The sequence below is a fragment of the Variovorax sp. V116 genome, from assembly GCF_041154435.1.
GTDB classification, from domain to species: domain Bacteria; phylum Pseudomonadota; class Gammaproteobacteria; order Burkholderiales; family Burkholderiaceae_C; genus Variovorax; species Variovorax paradoxus.
Map to the genome: position 1 here is coordinate 4,316,586 of NZ_AP028661.1, position 16,430 is coordinate 4,333,015.

12 protein-coding genes are annotated in these 16,430 nt (G+C 67.2%); 3 read left to right on the forward strand and 9 right to left on the reverse strand.

All coding sequences use genetic code 11. The features are described 5' to 3' along the window. The first annotated feature begins 35 nt into the window (after positions 1 to 35). From fliP to fliR, 3 genes are read left to right on the forward strand one after another with little or no spacing between them, the layout of a single operon-like run. Positions 36 to 752 carry a flagellar type III secretion system pore protein FliP gene (gene fliP, locus ACAM58_RS20500; RefSeq protein ID WP_369664505.1) on the forward strand — a complete coding sequence of 239 codons (717 nt, stop codon included), beginning with the start codon at positions 36 to 38 and terminating at the stop codon, positions 750 to 752. A 9-nt stretch (positions 753 to 761) separates the two neighbouring features. Beyond that, positions 762 to 1,031: a flagellar biosynthesis protein FliQ gene (gene fliQ, locus ACAM58_RS20505; RefSeq protein ID WP_015866953.1), complete on the forward strand. Its 270-nt coding sequence runs from the start codon at positions 762 to 764 to the stop codon at positions 1,029 to 1,031. A gap of 12 nt (positions 1,032 to 1,043) precedes the next feature. Beyond that, positions 1,044 to 1,838, forward strand: coding sequence for a flagellar biosynthetic protein FliR (gene fliR, locus ACAM58_RS20510; RefSeq protein WP_369663435.1), 795 nt, complete (start codon positions 1,044 to 1,046; stop codon positions 1,836 to 1,838). A 19-nt stretch (positions 1,839 to 1,857) separates the two neighbouring features. Here fliR and flgL read toward each other — a convergent pair whose 3' ends face one another. From flgL to ACAM58_RS20555, 9 genes are all read right to left on the reverse strand, one after another. After that, the gene (gene flgL / locus ACAM58_RS20515; protein WP_369663436.1) at positions 1,858 to 3,069 is read right to left on the reverse strand and encodes a flagellar hook-associated protein FlgL; all 1,212 of its coding nucleotides are present in this window, start codon (positions 3,067 to 3,069) and stop codon (positions 1,858 to 1,860) included. Between the two features lie 40 nt (positions 3,070 to 3,109). Further along, on the reverse strand, positions 3,110 to 5,068 hold the full coding sequence (gene flgK, locus ACAM58_RS20520; protein WP_369663437.1) for a flagellar hook-associated protein FlgK: 1,959 nt from the start codon (positions 5,066 to 5,068) through the stop codon (positions 3,110 to 3,112). Between the two features lie 109 nt (positions 5,069 to 5,177). Then, the gene (locus ACAM58_RS20525; RefSeq protein WP_018906367.1) at positions 5,178 to 6,728 is read right to left on the reverse strand and encodes a methyl-accepting chemotaxis protein; all 1,551 of its coding nucleotides are present in this window, start codon (positions 6,726 to 6,728) and stop codon (positions 5,178 to 5,180) included. A gap of 38 nt (positions 6,729 to 6,766) precedes the next feature. Next, entirely contained in the window at positions 6,767 to 8,809 is a 2,043-nt protein-coding gene (locus ACAM58_RS20530) for a methyl-accepting chemotaxis protein (protein ID WP_369663438.1), read from the reverse strand. Between the two features lie 22 nt (positions 8,810 to 8,831). Further along, on the reverse strand, positions 8,832 to 10,571 hold the full coding sequence (locus ACAM58_RS20535; RefSeq protein ID WP_369663439.1) for a methyl-accepting chemotaxis protein: 1,740 nt from the start codon (positions 10,569 to 10,571) through the stop codon (positions 8,832 to 8,834). Positions 10,572 to 10,592: 21 nt separating this feature from the next. Next, on the reverse strand, positions 10,593 to 12,326 hold the full coding sequence (locus ACAM58_RS20540) for a methyl-accepting chemotaxis protein (protein WP_015866960.1): 1,734 nt from the start codon (positions 12,324 to 12,326) through the stop codon (positions 10,593 to 10,595). Positions 12,327 to 12,405: 79 nt separating this feature from the next. Further along, the gene (locus tag ACAM58_RS20545; protein ID WP_015866961.1) at positions 12,406 to 12,921 is read right to left on the reverse strand and encodes a chemotaxis protein CheW; all 516 of its coding nucleotides are present in this window, start codon (positions 12,919 to 12,921) and stop codon (positions 12,406 to 12,408) included. Between the two features lie 20 nt (positions 12,922 to 12,941). Further along, positions 12,942 to 14,642: a methyl-accepting chemotaxis protein gene (locus ACAM58_RS20550; RefSeq protein ID WP_015866962.1), complete on the reverse strand. Its 1,701-nt coding sequence runs from the start codon at positions 14,640 to 14,642 to the stop codon at positions 12,942 to 12,944. Between the two features lie 86 nt (positions 14,643 to 14,728). Further along, the gene (locus ACAM58_RS20555; RefSeq protein ID WP_369663440.1) at positions 14,729 to 16,408 is read right to left on the reverse strand and encodes a methyl-accepting chemotaxis protein; all 1,680 of its coding nucleotides are present in this window, start codon (positions 16,406 to 16,408) and stop codon (positions 14,729 to 14,731) included. Positions 16,409 to 16,430: the final 22 nt, after the last annotated feature.

The window sequence follows — 16,430 nt, forward strand, 5'->3', positions numbered from 1 at the left end:
TCGCCCGCCAACGAAGCCTTGCCGGCTTCGCGCTGATGCTGCTCGCCCTCGCGCTGCCGATGGCGGCGTCGGCTCAGGGCCTGCCCGGCCTCACCAGCACGCCCGGGCCGGGCGGCAGCCAGACCTGGTCGCTCAGCGTGCAGACGCTGGTGATGCTGACCTCGCTCAGCTTCCTGCCGGCGCTGCTGCTGAGCATGACGAGCTTCACGCGCATCCTCATCGTGCTGGGCCTGCTGCGCACGGCCATCGGCACGCAGTCGTCGCCGCCCAACCAGATCCTGGTGGGCCTGTCGCTGTTCCTGACCTTCTTCGTGATGGCGCCGGTGTTCGACAAGGTCCACGACGAGGCCTACAAGCCTTTTTCCGAGAACAAGATCACGGCCGAGAAGGCGCTCGAGAAAGGCATTGCGCCCTTCAAGTCCTTCATGCTGAAGCAGACGCGCGAGAACGACCTGGCCCTGTTCGCCAGGCTCGCGAAGACGCCCGACATGCAGGGCCCAGAAGAAGTGCCGCTGCGCATCCTGCTGCCTTCGTTCGTGATCAGCGAGCTGAAGACCGCGTTCCAGATCGGCTTCACCATCTTCATTCCGTTCCTCATCATCGACCTGGTGGTGGCCAGCGTGCTGATGTCGATGGGCATGATGATGGTGCCGCCCGCCTCCATCGCGCTGCCCTTCAAGCTGATGCTGTTCGTCATGGCCGATGGCTGGCAGCTGCTGATCGGCGCACTGGCCCAGAGCTTTTATCTTTAGAGGCGCGCAATGACACCCGAATCCGTCATGTCCCTGGGCAGCCAGGCCATCCACGTCTCGCTGCTGCTGGGCGCGCCGATGCTGCTGGTGGCGCTGGTCGTGGGCCTGGTCATCAGCATCTTCCAGGCTGCGACGCAGATCAACGAAGCCACGCTGTCCTTCATTCCCAAGCTGCTGGCGGTGTTCGCGGTGCTGGTGCTGGCCGGCCCCTGGATGCTGGCGCAGATGCTCGACTACATCCGCACGCTGTTCTCGAGCATCCCGCAGCTGGTCGCCTGAGCGCGCGCCGACATGCCCGCCATCTTCTCCGTCACCTCGGCGGAGCTGACCGCCTGGCTGACGGCCTTCCTGTGGCCCTTCGTCCGCATGCTGGCGCTGGTGAGCACCGCGCCGGTGTTCGGCGAGCCCGGCGTCGCGCGCCAGACCAAGGTGGCCATTGCCGCGCTGCTGGCGGTGGCCATCGCGCCCACGCTCGGGCCGATGCCCGCGGTGCCGGTGGTCTCCGCGGGTGGCGTGTGGATCATCGTGCAGCAGGTGCTCATCGGCGGCGCCATCGGCTTCACGATGCGCATGGTGTTTGCCGCCGTGCTGGCGGCGGGCGAGTACATCGGCCTGCAGATGGGCCTGTCGTTCGCGTCCTTCTTCGACCCCATGGCCGGCGGCGCCACCATGGTGGTCGCGCGGCTCATGCACATGCTGGCCATTCTTCTTTTCCTGGCGGTGGACGGCCACCTGCTGATGCTGGCCGCGCTGGCCGACAGCTTCCACACGCTGCCCATTGCCGATGCGCCGCTGGCGGCGCAGGGCTGGATGCTGCTGGTGTCCGGCGGCGGCCGCATCTTCGCCAACGGGTTGATGCTGGCGCTGCCGCTGGTGACCGCGCTGCTCACGCTCAACCTTGCGATGGGCATCCTGAACCGCGCATCGCCGCAGTTCAGCATCTTTGCGGTGGGCTTTCCGCTCACGCTGCTGGCGGGCATCGGCATGCTGCAGCTGCTGATGCCGCAGCTCGGCGCCTTCCTGGAGCCGCGCTTTGCCGCCGCGCTGTCTTCGCTGCCGCAGCTGATGCAGGCGCTGCGGCCCTGAGCCGCACGCCCCTTCCCATTCACAGGTAGTTGAACAGCGCGATGCTGTGCAGCCGCGCGAAGGTCTGCTGGGTGGCCTGGAGCGAGGTCTGGCGCTGCAGGAATTCCGAGATGGCGCTGGCCGGGTCCAGGTCCACCAGTTCCGAGAGGTAGGCCTTGTCGGTCAGGCCGCGCGAGGCACCGCTGGTGTCGAGCGCGTCGATCTCGTTCATGCGCGAGCCGATCGACGACATCACGGTGAGCACGTTGTCGTGCGCGTTGGTGATCTTGACATTGAAGGTGCTGAGCGCGTTGAGCAGGTCGGCCTTCGCCGAATCGCCATTGCCGGCGAGCGGCTGCCTGAGCGCGGTGACCAGTTCGCCGATGGCGGCGAACACGTCGGTGCCCGCATTGCGCGCGGTGGCCACCTGGAAGGTGTCGCCATCGGCCGGCGCGCCGCTCATGGTGATCTGCAGGCCGCCGAACGAGATGGCGGCGCCCGGCACGTAGGCGCCCGATGCGGCCACCACAGGCGGCGTCTCCTGCGTGGCCACCGTGTAGTTGCCGCCGCTGAAGCTGATGACGAAGTCCTTGCCGTAGTTGGCCGCACCCGCGTCGGTCACGCCCACGGCGCCGAAGACGCCGGAGCCGGTGTTGGCCGCGCCCGCCGAGCTCACGTAGCCCGCGCCGCCCTGCACCGACTGGAACACGCTGCGCCCGTCGTCCGTGGTGGACATCTGGCGCGACACGTCGACCTGCATCAGCCGCTGGCCCTGGTCGCCCATGTACTGGATGCCGCCGGCGGCGCCGGCCACGAAGGGCTGGCTCCCGCTCTTGAAGCCGGCGAACAGGAACTGGCCGTTGCCGTCGTCGGCATTGGCCACGTTCACGAGCTGGTCCAGGTTGCCCTGCAGCGTGGTGGCCAGCGAGGCGCGGTCCGCATCCGACAGCGTGCCGTTGCCCGCCTGCACCGCGAGCGTCTTCATGTTCTGCATGATCGAGGTGACCGACTTCAGCGCGGTCTCTTCCTGCGAGAGCGAGAGCATCGCGCGGCTGCGGCTGGTGGCGTACTGCGCCGACTCCGCCATCGACTGGCTCACGCCCAGCGCGCGCGCGGCGGCCACCGGATCGTCGGCAGCCGTCAGGAACTTGGTGCCCGCAGCGAGCTGCTGCTGGATGCGGAACAGCTGCTGCTGCTGCGAACCGAGCGAGTTCATGCTCTGGGCGTAGAAGGATTGGGTGCTGATGCGCATCGCGGCTCCTGAAGATCTTCTTTGGAAAAATGCGGCCGGCTCAGCCGCGAATGCCCAGAATCGCGTCGAACATGGTCGACGCGGTCTGGATCACCTTGGCATTGGCCTGGTACATCTGCTGGTACATCAGCAGGTTGGCGGTTTCCTCGTCCTGGTTCACGCCCGAGATCGAATCGCGGCTCGCGCGGATCTGGCCCGTCACGCCTTCCTGCGTGGCCGAGGCCACGCGGATTTCCATGGCGCGGTTGCCCACCTCGCTCACCAGCTTGGCGAAGGCGCCGTTGAAGGTGGAGGTGCCGCCGTCCATCGCGGTCTTGCGCTGCAGCGCGCCAAGACGCAGCGCGTTGCTGCCGTCGGACACGCCGCCGGCGTTCTTGCCGATGGTGAAGGTGTCGCCATCGGCAGGCGCGCCGCTGAGCTTGACCTCGATGCCGTCGAAGCGGATGGAAGCGCCCGCGGTGTAGGGCACGGCCGTACCGGCGGCATAGCTGGTCGATGTGCCGTCGGCCAGCGTCACCGTCACGGCGGAGGTCGCTGGAAAGCCCGTCAGCGTGTTGGCCGCGGCGTCGTAGCCGAGCGTGACCGTGCCGGCCAGCGGCGTGGCCAGGTAGGCCGAATCGACCACGGCCGGGCTCAGCGCGCCGGTGCCCTTGTTGCCGACCGCCTTGCCCGTGGCCAGCGGCGACGCGGCGGCCACCTTAGCGGTGTCGCGCACCAGCACGTCCATGTCGCGCGCGCCGGTGCGCGTCGGCTGCACCAGGAAGGAATCGCCCGCCTGCGCGGTGCCGCTGGCCACCGCGAGGCTCACGCCGTCGAAGCTGGCGGGGAAGCTGGTGAAGTCGCCCATCGGCTGCTTGTCCGACAGCCGCGTGACGCTGTAGGTGAGCGTGCCAGCCACGTCCTTCACCTGCACCGAATAGTCGCTGGTCGTGAGCTGCGAGGTGTCGGCCACGCTGGCACCGAGCACCATGTCGCCCCCGTTGCGCGCATTGGAAAACACGCCCGCCGTGGCTTGCGAGAAGAAGTCGGTGCCCAGCACGCCGTTCAGGTCGACGCCCAGCTTGTGCTGCTCGTTGAACTCGCTGCCCAGCGCCATGGCCAGGCGGCCGACGGCGTTCTGCGTGGGGGTGAGCGTCTCGGCGCGGAAGGCCAGCAGGCCGCCCAGCGATCCGCCAGCAATCACGTCGTCGTTGAGTTCGGACACCGTGCCGGTGAGCCCGACCAGCGCCACCGCCTTGCGCGTGGGATCGGCGGCGGACGACACCGCCTGCAGCTGCGCGGCCCGGTCGCCCAGCACCAGCGTCTGGCCGTTGCCGATGAAGACGTTGTACTGGCCGCTGTCCTGCTCCAGCACCTTCACGCCCACGATCTTGCCGAGCTCGCTCACCAGCTGGTCGCGCTGGTCCATCAGGTCGTTGGGCGGCTGGCCGCCGGCCATGGCGCTGAGCTGGCTGATCTGCTGGTTCAGGCTCGCGATCTGCTTGGCATAGGTGTTGATCTGCCCGGTGCTGCCTTCGATCTGGTCGTTGACCGAACCGTTCAGGTCGGTGAGGTACTGGTCGGTGGCGCGGAACTTGTTGGCCAGCGTCTGCGCCGCGCTGATGAGCTGCTGGCGCGCCGCCGGATCGGCCGGCGTGTTGGCCACGCCCTGCACGCTGGCAAAGAAGCTCTGCATCAGCGGCGTGAGGCCCGCGGTCTTGTCGGCCAGCAGCGAGTCGATGCGGTTGATCTGCGATCCGTAGCTCGCGAGCGCCGCGCCCGCGGCCTCGGCGCCGTTGAGCTGGGCCGTGAGATAGCCGTCGTAGCTGCGCTGCACCGTAGTGACGCGCGCGCCGTTCCCGATGAACCCCGCACCGGTCGTCGTGCCGCCGTTGGACGAGACCAGCGCGGTCTGCCGGCTGTAGCCGGCGGTGTACACGTTGGCCGTGTTGTGGGCCGTCGTCATGAGCGCGGATCGCGCGACGCTCAGGCCGGACAGGCCCGTTTGGAACATCGACATGAGGCTTTACCTGTAAAACGTTTTCTTGTTGGCACCGGGCATCGCTTGCGATGCCTGCTTCCTGTCTATCGGCAGGCGGCGCGGAAAATGAAGTGCCCGGTGGAACATTTCAGGCGGCGCGCCGGAACACGCTGACCGACTCGACCAGGCTCGCGGCCTGCTCCTGCATCGACTGCGCCGCAGCGGCGGCTTCTTCCACCAGCGCCGCGTTCTGCTGCGTCACCTGGTCCATTTGCGCAATCGCCTGGTTCACCTGCTCGATGCCGGTGCTCTGTTCCTGGCTTGCTGCGGTGATCTCGCCCATGATGTCGGTCACGCGTTTCACGCTGTCGACGATCTCGTCCATCGTGCGGCCCGCCTCGGCCACTTGGCGGCTGCCGGCCTCGACCTTGTCGACCGAGTCGTCGATCAGGCCCTTGATTTCTTTTGCCGCTGCACCTGAGCGCTGGGCGAGGTTGCGCACTTCGGAGGCCACCACTGCAAAGCCTCGGCCTTGTTCACCGGCACGTGCCGCTTCCACGGCCGCATTCAGAGCCAGGATGTTGGTCTGGAACGCAATGCCATCGATCACGCCGATGATGTCGACGATCTTCTTGGACGACGCATTGATCGACGCCATGGTGTCGACCACCTGGCCCACCACCCCGCCGCCTTTCACGGCCACTTCAGAGGCCGAGAGCGCCAGCTGGTTGGCCTGCCGTGCGTTGTCGGCGTTCTGCTTGACGGTGCTCGTGAGCTCTTCCATCGAGGCCGCCGTCTGCTCGAGCGAACTGGCCTGTTCCTCGGTGCGCGCCGAGAGGTCCCGGTTGCCCGCCGCGATCTGGCCCGATGCGGTCGCGATGGTGTCGGTGCCCTGGCGTACTTCGCCGACCACCCTGGCCAGGCTCTCGTTCATGTGCTTCAGCGCCTGCATGAGCTGGCCGGTCTCGTCGCGCGAGTCGGCTTCGATCACCGAGCCGAGATCGCCGCTCGCCACGGTTTCGGCCACCTTCACCGCGCGGCCCAGCGGCTGCGTGACGCTGCGCGCGATCAGGAAGGCGCAGGCCGCGCCGATCACCAGCGTGAGCACCGTGAGCACGATGCGCAGGTTGAAGCCTCGCTCGTTGGCCGCGTCGATTGCATGGCTCATGTCGTCGATCGCCTTGCGCTCGAGCGCCAGCAGTTCGAGCACCCGGCTTTCATAGGCCTTGGCGGCCGGCTGGAAGATGTTCTTGAAAACCGCCTCCGCTTCGCCCGGGGTGCCGCTGGCCTTGGCTTTTTGCACCGCGTCCTTGGCGGCCTGGTACTTGGCCCGCAGCTCGACGATGGACTTGAAGGTCGACTTCTCGACGTCGGTCACCAGCAGGGCCTCGACCTTGGCCATGGTCTCGCCGCCCTTCTTGACGCTGTCGGAGATGACGTCGGCAAAGGTGACGGGAAGCGTCTCGTCGGTGGTGCGGGCAATCATCGCGGTGCGCGCGATGGCCGAGTAGGTCAGCACGTACCAGTCGGAGATGAGCCGCTCCTTCGCGAGCGGGCTCTGCATCATCTGGCGCGTGGCCTCGGCATTGCTTCGGGCGGTCACCAGGGCGAAGGCGGCCGAGACCAGGGTCAGCGCGAGAACCAGGCCGAAGCCGATGGCCAGGCGCGTTCCGATGCGCATGTTGGAAAGGAAGTTCATCTTTGAATACCGAATGGGAGTGAAGGAGGCGCGCGGCCTCAGATGGGCGCCACCTCGGGCGCGTGGTAATGGACAGGGCTGGTTTGGCGCAGGGCGGTTGCGGGCTGGCGCGGCGGGCCGTCCAGCTTGAACACGCTCACGGCCTGCACGAGGCTCGCGGCCTGCTCCTGCATCGACTGCGCCGCGGCGGCGGCTTCTTCCACCAGCGCCGCGTTCTGCTGCGTCACCTGGTCCATCTGGGCAATGGCCTGGTTCACCTGCTCGATGCCGGTGCTCTGCTCCTGGCTCGCGGCCGTGATCTCTCCGATGATGTCGGTCACGCGTTTCACGCTGCCCACGATCTCGGCCATGGTCTTGCCGGCCTCGCCCACGAGGGCGCTGCCCATGTCGACCTTGCCGACGGAGTCGTCGATCAGGCCCTTGATTTCCTTGGCGGCGGCGCCCGAGCGCTGCGCGAGGTTGCGCACTTCGGAGGCGACGACCGCAAACCCTCTTCCCTGCTCGCCGGCACGCGCCGCTTCCACGGCTGCGTTCAATGCCAGGATGTTGGTCTGGAACGCAATGCCGTCGATCACGCCGATGATGTCGACGATCTTCTTCGAGGACGCATTGATCGAGGCCATGGTGTCGACCACCTGCCCCACCACATTGCCGCCCTTCACTGCCACTTCGGAGGCCGAGAGCGCGAGCTGATTGGCCTGACGCGCGTTGTCCGCGTTCTGCTTCACCGTGGAGGTCAGTTCTTCCATCGAGGCCGCGGTCTGTTCGAGCGAGCTGGCCTGCTCCTCGGTGCGCGACGAAAGGTCCTGGTTGCCCGCCGCGATCTCGCCCGAAGCCGTGGCGATCGCATCGGTGCCCTGGCGCACGCCGCCCACCACCTTGGCAAGGCCGCCGCGCATCGATTCGACGGCTCGCGTGATCACGCCGATCTCGTCGCGGCGGTCGGACGACAGCGGCCGTGACAGGTCGCCCTGGCCGATGGCCTGCACATGCTCGCTCAGTACGCGAAGCGGCCGCACCATGCGCCGGATGAAGACGATCAGCCCCGCGCCCAGCAGCAGCGCGGCCAGCGCCATGATGCCGCCGAGCAGGCGCATCTCGCGGTAGAGATCGGCCATCACTTCCGAGGCGGGCATCTCCGCCACGACCAGCCAGCCGGTCGCATCGCTCCTGCTCACGGACGCGTAGCGCTGCCCCGGCTGCACCGGCTGCAGCACCGCGGGTGCATCCTCGATCCACGCGGCGTCCTCGCCCTTCAAACGTGCGAGCCACCCGGCCGGATCCGCGCCCTGCACAACCTCGGACAGCTTCTTGCCGGCCGCCGACGGATGGAACACGAGCGTGGCAGCGGCAGGGTCTGCGCCCGGGTTGACGATGTAGAGCCCGCCCGTGTCGAAGATCCGGCTCTGGCCCACCGCTTCGCCGAAGGAAGCCTGCTGCTGCGAGATGTCCAGGCCGATGTAGAGCACGGCGACGACCTGGTCCGCGGCGTCGCGCACCGGCTCGTAGACCGTCATGAAGGGGCGCCCGAACAGCATGACGCGGCCGATGAATTTCTTGCCCGAGCGCAGCACCGGATACGCTGCGCTCTTGCGGTCGAGCAGCGTTCCGATGGCGCGCTCGCCGTTCTCCTTCTTGACCGAGGTCGTGATGCGGCGGAAGTCTTCGCCCTGCGCCACGAACACCGTGGCGTTGGCGCCGGGAAAATCCCGCGCGAAGGCATCCACCTCGCTCGTGCTCGCGCCATTGATCTGCGTGCCGTAGCTGCTCACGATGCCTTGGGCCGCATCTTCGACAACGAAAGTGGCCGCGAACTGGCGCCGGAAGACGCCGTACGCGTTCTCCGCGGTCAGCTGCATGGTGCGGTCGAAGATGTCGAGCGACCGCGCAATCGCTTCGGCCTTGGCATTGGCGTATTGCGCGGCGCTGCGCTGCTGCTGTGCAGAGCCGATCGCATAGAACGCCGCGAGCAGCAGCCCCGTCACCAGAAGAATGGCAAGGGCGGCCCTGACGGTGAGCGCGCGCGCCAGCGAGACGAAGGGGCGCGTTGGCTGGGACGGGTCCGTGGCTGCGGCTTTCATCAGAGTTCTCTCCTGTGGGTGTCTAGAACTCGGTCCAATCGCCCGTGGCACCTGCGGCACCCGCAGCGCCGCCGGCCAGGGTCAGCGGCGTGGCGGAGGCCATCGCTTCCTTCTTGCGCGGCTTCGCGAGCGGCCGGGCCGGCGCCTCGGGCGTGCGCGGTGCTTGCGCATGCAGGGTTGGGGCCGCGCCCTCGAGCCTGAACACGCTCACGGCTTCCACCAGGCTCGCGGCCTGCTCCTGCATCGACTGCGCCGCAGCCGCCGCCTCTTCCACCAGCGCCGCGTTCTGCTGCGTCACCTGGTCCATCTGCGCGATGGCCTGGTTCACCTGCTCGATGCCGGTACTCTGTTCCTGGCTTGCGGCCGTGATCTCTCCGATGATGTCGGTCACGCGTTTCACGCTGCCCACGATCTCGGCCATGGTCTTGCCGGCTTCGCCCACGAGGGCACTGCCCATGTCGACCTTGCCGACGGAGTCGTCGATCAGGCCCTTGATTTCCTTGGCGGCGGCGCCTGAGCGCTGGGCGAGGTTGCGGACTTCGGAAGCGACCACTGCGAAGCCTCTTCCCTGCTCACCGGCACGTGCCGCTTCCACTGCCGCATTCAGCGCGAGGATGTTGGTCTGGAACGCGATGCCGTCGATCACGCCGATGATGTCGACGATCTTCTTCGAGGACGCATTGATCGAGGCCATGGTGTCGACCACCTGGCCCACGACATTGCCGCCCTTGACGGCCACTTCGGAGGCCGAGAGCGCCAATTGATTGGCCTGGCGCGCGTTGTCGGCGTTCTGCTTGACGGTGCTCGTGAGCTCTTCCATCGACGCCGCCGTCTGCTCCAGCGAACTGGCCTGCTCCTCGGTGCGCGAAGAAAGATCCTGGTTGCCCGCGGCAATCTCTCCCGAGGCGGTCGCGATCGCATCGCTGGAACTCTTGATCCGCACCACGACCTCGGTCAGCTGGTCCTGCATGCGCTTGATCGAGAACAAGAGGCTGCCGGCGCGGGCCGAGCGGGCCTGCACGCTTTCGCTCAGGTCGCCGTTCGCGATGCGGCCGACCACATCGGCGGCGTAGCCGGGCTCGCCGCCCAACTGCCGCGCCAGGAGCCGTGCCACCACCACGCCGAGCCCCACGCTGATGGCGATGCCGGCCAGCGCCATCAGCACCATCAGCAGGCGCGAGGTCTTGAAGGTGCGTGCGGCGTCTTCCATGCTGTCCTTGGCCTGCTGGTCGCTGTAGGCCACCATGCGCTGGAGCACTTTCTCCAGCGCGCGCGACTCCTTGAGCAGCTGCTCGCTCTCCTGCGGCACGCTGCCTTCGAACTGCGAGCTGTCCAGCGACTGCTTGGCGATCAGGTCGGCAAAATCGGCCAGGTGCTTTCGCAGCGGCGGCATCAGGCGCTGGTACTGCTCGCTGAGTTCGCGGCCTTCGGGCGTCTCCTCGAGCAGGGGCTTGACCTCGGCCACGTTCGATTCGAGCGCCCTCACGGCGTTCTTCAGTTCCGTGAAGCCGGTGTTGCGCTCGCCCTTGGTGCCGGCCGACAGCAGGCCCATCTGGGCGCGGCTCGCGTCGAGCAGCTGGATGTTGGCCGCCTGCACGGCCTTGATCGCGCGCAGGTCATGGCTGTAGAGGTCTTCAGTCGAGGCGTTGATGCGCCCCATCTGAATGATGCCGATCCCGCTCACCGCGGCACCCACCGCCGCGACCACGAGAAAGCTGAGCACCAGCCTGACGGCGACGCGAAGCTGCTGGAACCATTTCATTTTTCTTTTTCCTGGGGTGCGTTAGAACTCGGTCCAGTCGCCCGGCGCGGCAGCCTGGGCCGCGGCGAGCCTTGGAGCGGAACGGGTGCCGGCTGCGCGGCGGGCCGCCGCCGGCCGGGCGGGCGCCTTCAGCGCGGGCACCGCCTTGCGCGGCGGCAGCGCCGGCTGCACCCGGGCCTGCATCTGCACGAGCGGGCGCGGTGCGTTGTCGCTGTCCAGCTTGAACACGCTGACCGACTCGACCAGGCTCGCGGCCTGCTCCTGCATCGACTGCGCCGCGGCCGCCGCCTCTTCGACCAGCGCCGCGTTCTGCTGCGTGACCTGGTCCATCTGTGCAATGGCCTGGTTCACCTGCTCGATGCCGGTGCTCTGTTCCTGGCTGGCCGCCGTGATCTCGCCCATGATGTCGGTCACGCGCTTGACGCTGTCGACGATCTCGTCCATCGTGCGGCCCGCCTCGGCCACCTGGCGGCTGCCGGCCTCGACCTTGTCCACCGAGTCGTCGATCAGGCCCTTGATTTCCTTGGCGGCTGCACCTGAACGCTGGGCCAGGTTGCGCACTTCGGAGGCGACGACTGCGAAGCCTCTTCCCTGCTCGCCGGCTCTTGCGGCTTCGACAGCAGCATTGAGCGCCAGGATGTTGGTCTGGAACGCGATGCCGTCGATCACGCCGATGATGTCGACGATCTTCTTGGACGAGCTGTTGATCGAGCCCATGGTGTCCACCACCTGGCTGACCACGCCGCCGCCGCGCACCGCCACTTCAGAGGCGGAAACCGCCAGCTGGTTGGCCTGGCGTGCGTTGTCCGCGTTCTGCTTGACGGTGCTCGTGAGCTCTTCCATCGAGGCCGCCGTCTGCTCGAGCGAACTGGCCTGCTCCTCGGTGCGCGAAGACAGGTCCTGGTTGCCCGCCGCAATCTGTCCCGAAGCCGTCGCGATCGCATCGGTGCCGTGGCGCACTTCGCCCACCACCTTGGCCAGGCTGCCGTTCATGCCCTTGAGCGCGTGCATCAACTGGCCGGTCTCGTCCTTCGTCGTCACTTCGATGCGGCTGGTCAAATCGCCGGCGGCCACCGCCTCGGCCACCTCGACGGCGCGGCGCAGCGGATGCGTGATGCTGCGCACCAGCAGCCAGGCGAGCACCAGGCCCAGGCCCAGCGACAGCACGCCGAAGACGACGAGCATCAGGCTGGTGCTGGCGCGCATCTCTTTGCTGCGCTCGGCCGCGGCGTCGAGCAGCGCGCGTTCCGTGTCCACCATCTGCTGCACGCCTGCAAGATAGCTGCGCGAGGTGGGCTCGAAGCGTTCGTTGAAGATCCGGTTGGCGCCTTCCATGTCGCCCGCCAGCTTGGCCTTGCTGACCTCCTCGCGGGCCGCGAGGTAGGCCTTGCGCAGCTCGCCGACCTTGTCGTACAGCGCCTTCTTTTCGGGCGTGTCCATCTGTTCCTCGATGAACTTCTGCAGCTCGTTGGTCTCCTTGATGGAGAGCGCCGTGGCCGGCGCGAAGTAGGCGATCAGGCTCGCATCGCTGCTCTTGGCGATGGCCGCGGCGCGCTGGACGCCCGAGTTGGTGTTGCGCAGCCAGTCGGAGCCCGCGCGCTCGGTCTTGATGTTCTTCTCGACCATCGCATTGATTTCCTCGCCGAGCTGCTGCAGCTTCAGCACGGCAAGCACGCTGCTCGTGAGAGACAGGGCGAGGATGACGCCGATCACGACGGCCAGCCGCTTGCCGATGGAAATATTGCTCAGAAACATGCTCATCACTCCAGAAAATCAGGAAAGGGCAAGCACGCAGAACGCGCGCTTGCCGCAGGAAAGGGTTGTGCGCGCCGTCTCAGGCGGCGATCTTCTCGACCAGGCCCATCTCGTCGCTGGACATCAGCCGGTCGATGTCCACCAGGATCAGCATCCGCTCGTCCAGCGTGCCCAGGCCGATCAGGTAGTCGGTGTCCAGCACCGAGCCCATCTCCGGCGCCGGCTTGATCTGCTCCGCGCTCAAGGTGATCACGTCCGACACGCTGTCCACCACCATGCCCACCACGCGCCCTGCAATGTTCAGCACGATCACCACCGTGAACTGGTCGTAGCTGGGCGTGCCCAGCCTGAACTTGATGCGCATGTCGATGATCGGAACGATGATCCCGCGCAGGTTCACCACGCCCTTGATGTACTCCGGCGCGTTCGCGATGCGCGTCACCGCGTCGTAGCCGCGCAGCTCCTGCACCTTCTGGATGTCGATGCCGTATTCCTCCTGGCCCAGCGTGAAGGAAAGAAATTCCAGGGGACGGCCGGCCCGCAACGGGGCGATGCTGCGGCTGTCGGTGGTTTGTTGGGATGTTGTTGTGCTCATCGGATATCTGTCGCTGTTGGCTAGAACTCGGGCCACCCGCCACCGGCCGCGCCGGCCATGGCCAGCTGCGGGGACGCGGGGGCTTCGTGGGTCTTCTTGCCCGGCGCGAGGCGCCGGGACTTCTCGGAAGCCGGGGGCGTGGCAGCGGCGCTGCCGGCTTCGAGCCTGAACACGCTGACCGACGCCACCAGGCTCGCAGCCTGCTCCTGCATCGACTGCGCCGCAGCCGCCGCCTCTTCGACCAGCGCCGCGTTCTGCTGCGTCACCTGGTCCATCTGCGCAATCGCCTGGTTCACCTGCTCGATGCCGGTGCTCTGCTCCTGGCTGGCCGCCGTGATCTCGCCCATGATGTCGGTCACGCGCTTGACGCTGTCGACGATCTCGTCCATCGTGCGGCCCGCCTCGGCCACCTGGCGGCTGCCGGCCTCGACCTTGTCGACCGAGTCGTCGATCAGGCCCTTGATTTCCTTGGCGGCTGCGCCCGAGCGCTGGGCGAGGTTGCGCACTTCGGAGGCGACGACTGCGAAGCCTCTTCCCTGCTCGCCGGCTCTTGCGGCTTCGACAGCAGCATTGAGCGCAAGGATGTTGGTCTGGAACGCGATGCCGTCGATCACGCCGATGATGTCGACGATCTTCTTGGACGAGCTGTTGATCGAGCCCATGGTGTCCACCACCTGACTCACCACGCCGCCGCCACGCACCGCCACTTCAGAGGCGGAGACCGCCAGCTGGTTGGCCTGGCGTGCGTTGTCCGCGTTCTGCTTGACGGTGCTCGTGAGTTCTTCCATCGAGGCCGCCGTCTGCTCGAGCGAACTGGCCTGCTCCTCGGTGCGCGAAGACAGGTCCTGGTTGCCCGCCGCAATCTGTCCCGAAGCCGTCGCGATCGCATCGGTGCCGTGGCGCACTTCGCCCACCACCTTGGCCAGGCTGTCGCGCATGGCCTGGACCGCATGCAGCAGGCTCGCCTGGTCGCCGTGCTTCAGGTCGATGCGGACCGCCAGGTCGCCCTCGGCGATGCGGTGCGCGATGCCGGCCGTGACCATCGGTTCGCCGCCGAGCTGTTTCAGCAGGCCGCGCGAGATCGCCCAGCCGAGCGCGAAGAGTGCCGCGGCCAGCACCAGCGCACTGATCGACAGGCCGATGACCCGGCTCATGATGGTGGCCTGCACCGTGTCCACGTAGACGCCCGAGCCGATGATCCAGCCCCAGGGCTCGAAGCCCTTCACGTAGGAGACCTTGGGCACCGGCTTGTCGCTGCCCGGCTTGGCCCAAAGATAGGGAACGAAGCCCGCACCATCGGCCTTGACGGTGTCGACGAAGGCGACGAACAGCCGCTTGCCGGTGGCATCCTTGTTGGACGAGAGGTCCTTGTTCTCGAGCGCCGGGCTGATCGGGTGCATCAGCATGCGCGGCTGCATGTCGTTGATCCAGAAATACTCGCTGCCGCTGTAGCGCAGGCCGCGGATCGCCTGCATCGCCTGCTCCTTGGCCTGCGGCTCGGTCAGCGTGCCCTTGGCGGCGAGCGCGTGGTAGTGGACCAGCAGGCCATGCGCGCTTTCCACCACCTGGCGCACGCTGGCCTGCCGCTCTTCCAGGATGAGCTTGCGCTCCGAAACCAGGAAAAGGGCCGTCAGCGCCGCCACGCCCAGGATGGCGCTGGCCGTGAGCAGCCCGAGCTTCTGCCCGATGCTGAGGGCGCGCGGATTCAAGCGGTTGAACATGGTCTCTTCCTTGGGTGGATGTCTTTTGTGCGGTGCTCTGTCCACAGGGTTATCGGCATCCGCGCGCAAGACTTGAGGCCTTCAGCTCAAAATTCCGTCCAATCGCCATTTGCCGCGCTGGCGGCAACAGCCAGTTGCGGGGCCGCGGTGGCCTCGCTCTTCCTGGCCGGGGCCGGCCGCAGGGCCTTCGGCGCGGCGAATGCGAGCCCGGAACGAGCGGCCGGTGTTCCATCCAGCCTGAACACGCTGACGGCCCCGACCAGGCTCGCGGCCTGCTCCTGCATCGACTGCGCCGCAGCGGCGGCTTCTTCGACCAGCGCGGCGTTCTGCTGCGTCACCTGGTCCATCTGGGCAATGGCCTGGTTCACCTGCTCGATGCCGGTGCTCTGCTCCTGGCTCGCGGCCGTGATCTCCCCGATGATGTCGGTCACGCGCTTGACGCTGCCCACGATCTCGGCCATGGTCTTGCCGGCTTCGCCGACGAGGGCGCTGCCCATGTCGACCTTGCCGACGGAGTCGTCGATCAGGCCCTTGATTTCCTTGGCGGCTGCGCCCGAGCGCTGGGCCAGGTTGCGGACTTCGGAGGCGACCACTGCGAAGCCGCGGCCCTGCTCGCCGGCACGTGCCGCCTCCACCGCGGCATTGAGCGCAAGGATATTGGTCTGGAACGCAATGCCATCGATCACGCCGATGATGTCGACGATCTTCTTCGAGGACGCATTGATCGAGGCCATGGTGTCGACCACCTGCCCCACCACGTTGCCGCCCTTCACTGCCACTTCGGAGGCCGAGAGCGCGAGCTGATTCGCCTGCCGTGCGTTGTCCGCGTTCTGCTTCACCGTGGAGGTCAGCTCTTCCATCGATGCCGCAGTCTGCTCCAGCGAACTGGCCTGCTCCTCGGTGCGCGACGAAAGGTCCTGGTTGCCCGCCGCGATCTCGCCCGAAGCCGTGGCGATCGCATCGGTGCCCTGGCGCACGCCGCTCACCACGGTGGCCAGGCTCGCATTCATGTTCTTCAATGCCTGCATCAGCTGGCCCGTCTCGTCGCGCGACGACGATTCGATGCGGCTGGTCAGGTCGCCGTCCGCCACCGTCTGCGCCACGCGCACGGCTTCGTTCAGCGGCCGCGTGATGCTGCGCGTCAGGAGCCATGCCAGCACGCCGCCGAGCAGCAGCGCAGCCATGGCCAGCACGATCACGTTCATGCGGCCCGCGCGGTTCAGGCTGTCCACGGCATCGGCGGCCTTGTCGATGCGCTCGGCCTGGTGCGTCAGCATGCCGCGGATGCTCGCGTCGTAGACCTCGAGCATCGGCACCAGCTTGCCGTTGGTGATCGCTGCCGCCTCCTCCTGCTTGCCTTCGGCCTTGAGTTTGAGGATGGTGTTGCGCAGGCCCACGTACTGGCTGCGCTTTTCCTTGATGTCGGCGCTGATCGCCTGCTCCTCGGGCGAATCCAGCATGGCTTCGAGCTTGGCCTGCGTCTCGGAGATGCCGGCGCTGGTCTTGCTCATCTGCTTTTGCAGGTAGTCCTGCACTTCCGCATCGTTGCTCTTGACCAGCGCGAAGGTGCGCACGCTGTTGCTGCTGGTGTTGAGCAGCCAGTTCGCGGCCAGGCGCTCCTTCACGAGCGAGCGCTGCACCATCTCCTGCACCGCGTCGCCCACGCCCTGCAGGCGGAACACGCCAATGCCCGCGATGCAGGCCATGAGCGCCAGCACCAGCGCAAAACCGATGCCCAGGCGCGTGCCGATCTTGAGGTTCTTCATGTCGATTGCTCCGTGCGCGCCC

Coding starts and splice junctions, on each gene's coding strand:
- fliQ (WP_015866953.1), top strand. CDS start 762: ATGACACCCGAATCCGTCATGTCCCTGGGCAGCCAGGCCATCCACGTC.
- ACAM58_RS20555 (WP_369663440.1), bottom strand. CDS start 16,408: ATGAAGAACCTCAAGATCGGCACGCGCCTGGGCATCGGTTTTGCGCTG.
- ACAM58_RS20540 (WP_015866960.1), bottom strand. CDS start 12,326: ATGTTTCTGAGCAATATTTCCATCGGCAAGCGGCTGGCCGTCGTGATC.
- ACAM58_RS20545 (WP_015866961.1), bottom strand. CDS start 12,921: ATGAGCACAACAACATCCCAACAAACCACCGACAGCCGCAGCATCGCC.
- ACAM58_RS20530 (WP_369663438.1), bottom strand. CDS start 8,809: ATGAAAGCCGCAGCCACGGACCCGTCCCAGCCAACGCGCCCCTTCGTC.
- flgL (WP_369663436.1), bottom strand. CDS start 3,069: ATGCGCATCAGCACCCAATCCTTCTACGCCCAGAGCATGAACTCGCTC.
- ACAM58_RS20525 (WP_018906367.1), bottom strand. CDS start 6,728: ATGAACTTCCTTTCCAACATGCGCATCGGAACGCGCCTGGCCATCGGC.
- ACAM58_RS20550 (WP_015866962.1), bottom strand. CDS start 14,642: ATGTTCAACCGCTTGAATCCGCGCGCCCTCAGCATCGGGCAGAAGCTC.
- flgK (WP_369663437.1), bottom strand. CDS start 5,068: ATGTCGATGTTCCAAACGGGCCTGTCCGGCCTGAGCGTCGCGCGATCC.
- fliR (WP_369663435.1), top strand. CDS start 1,044: ATGCCCGCCATCTTCTCCGTCACCTCGGCGGAGCTGACCGCCTGGCTG.
- fliP (WP_369664505.1), top strand. CDS start 36: ATGCTGCTCGCCCTCGCGCTGCCGATGGCGGCGTCGGCTCAGGGCCTG.
- ACAM58_RS20535 (WP_369663439.1), bottom strand. CDS start 10,571: ATGAAATGGTTCCAGCAGCTTCGCGTCGCCGTCAGGCTGGTGCTCAGC.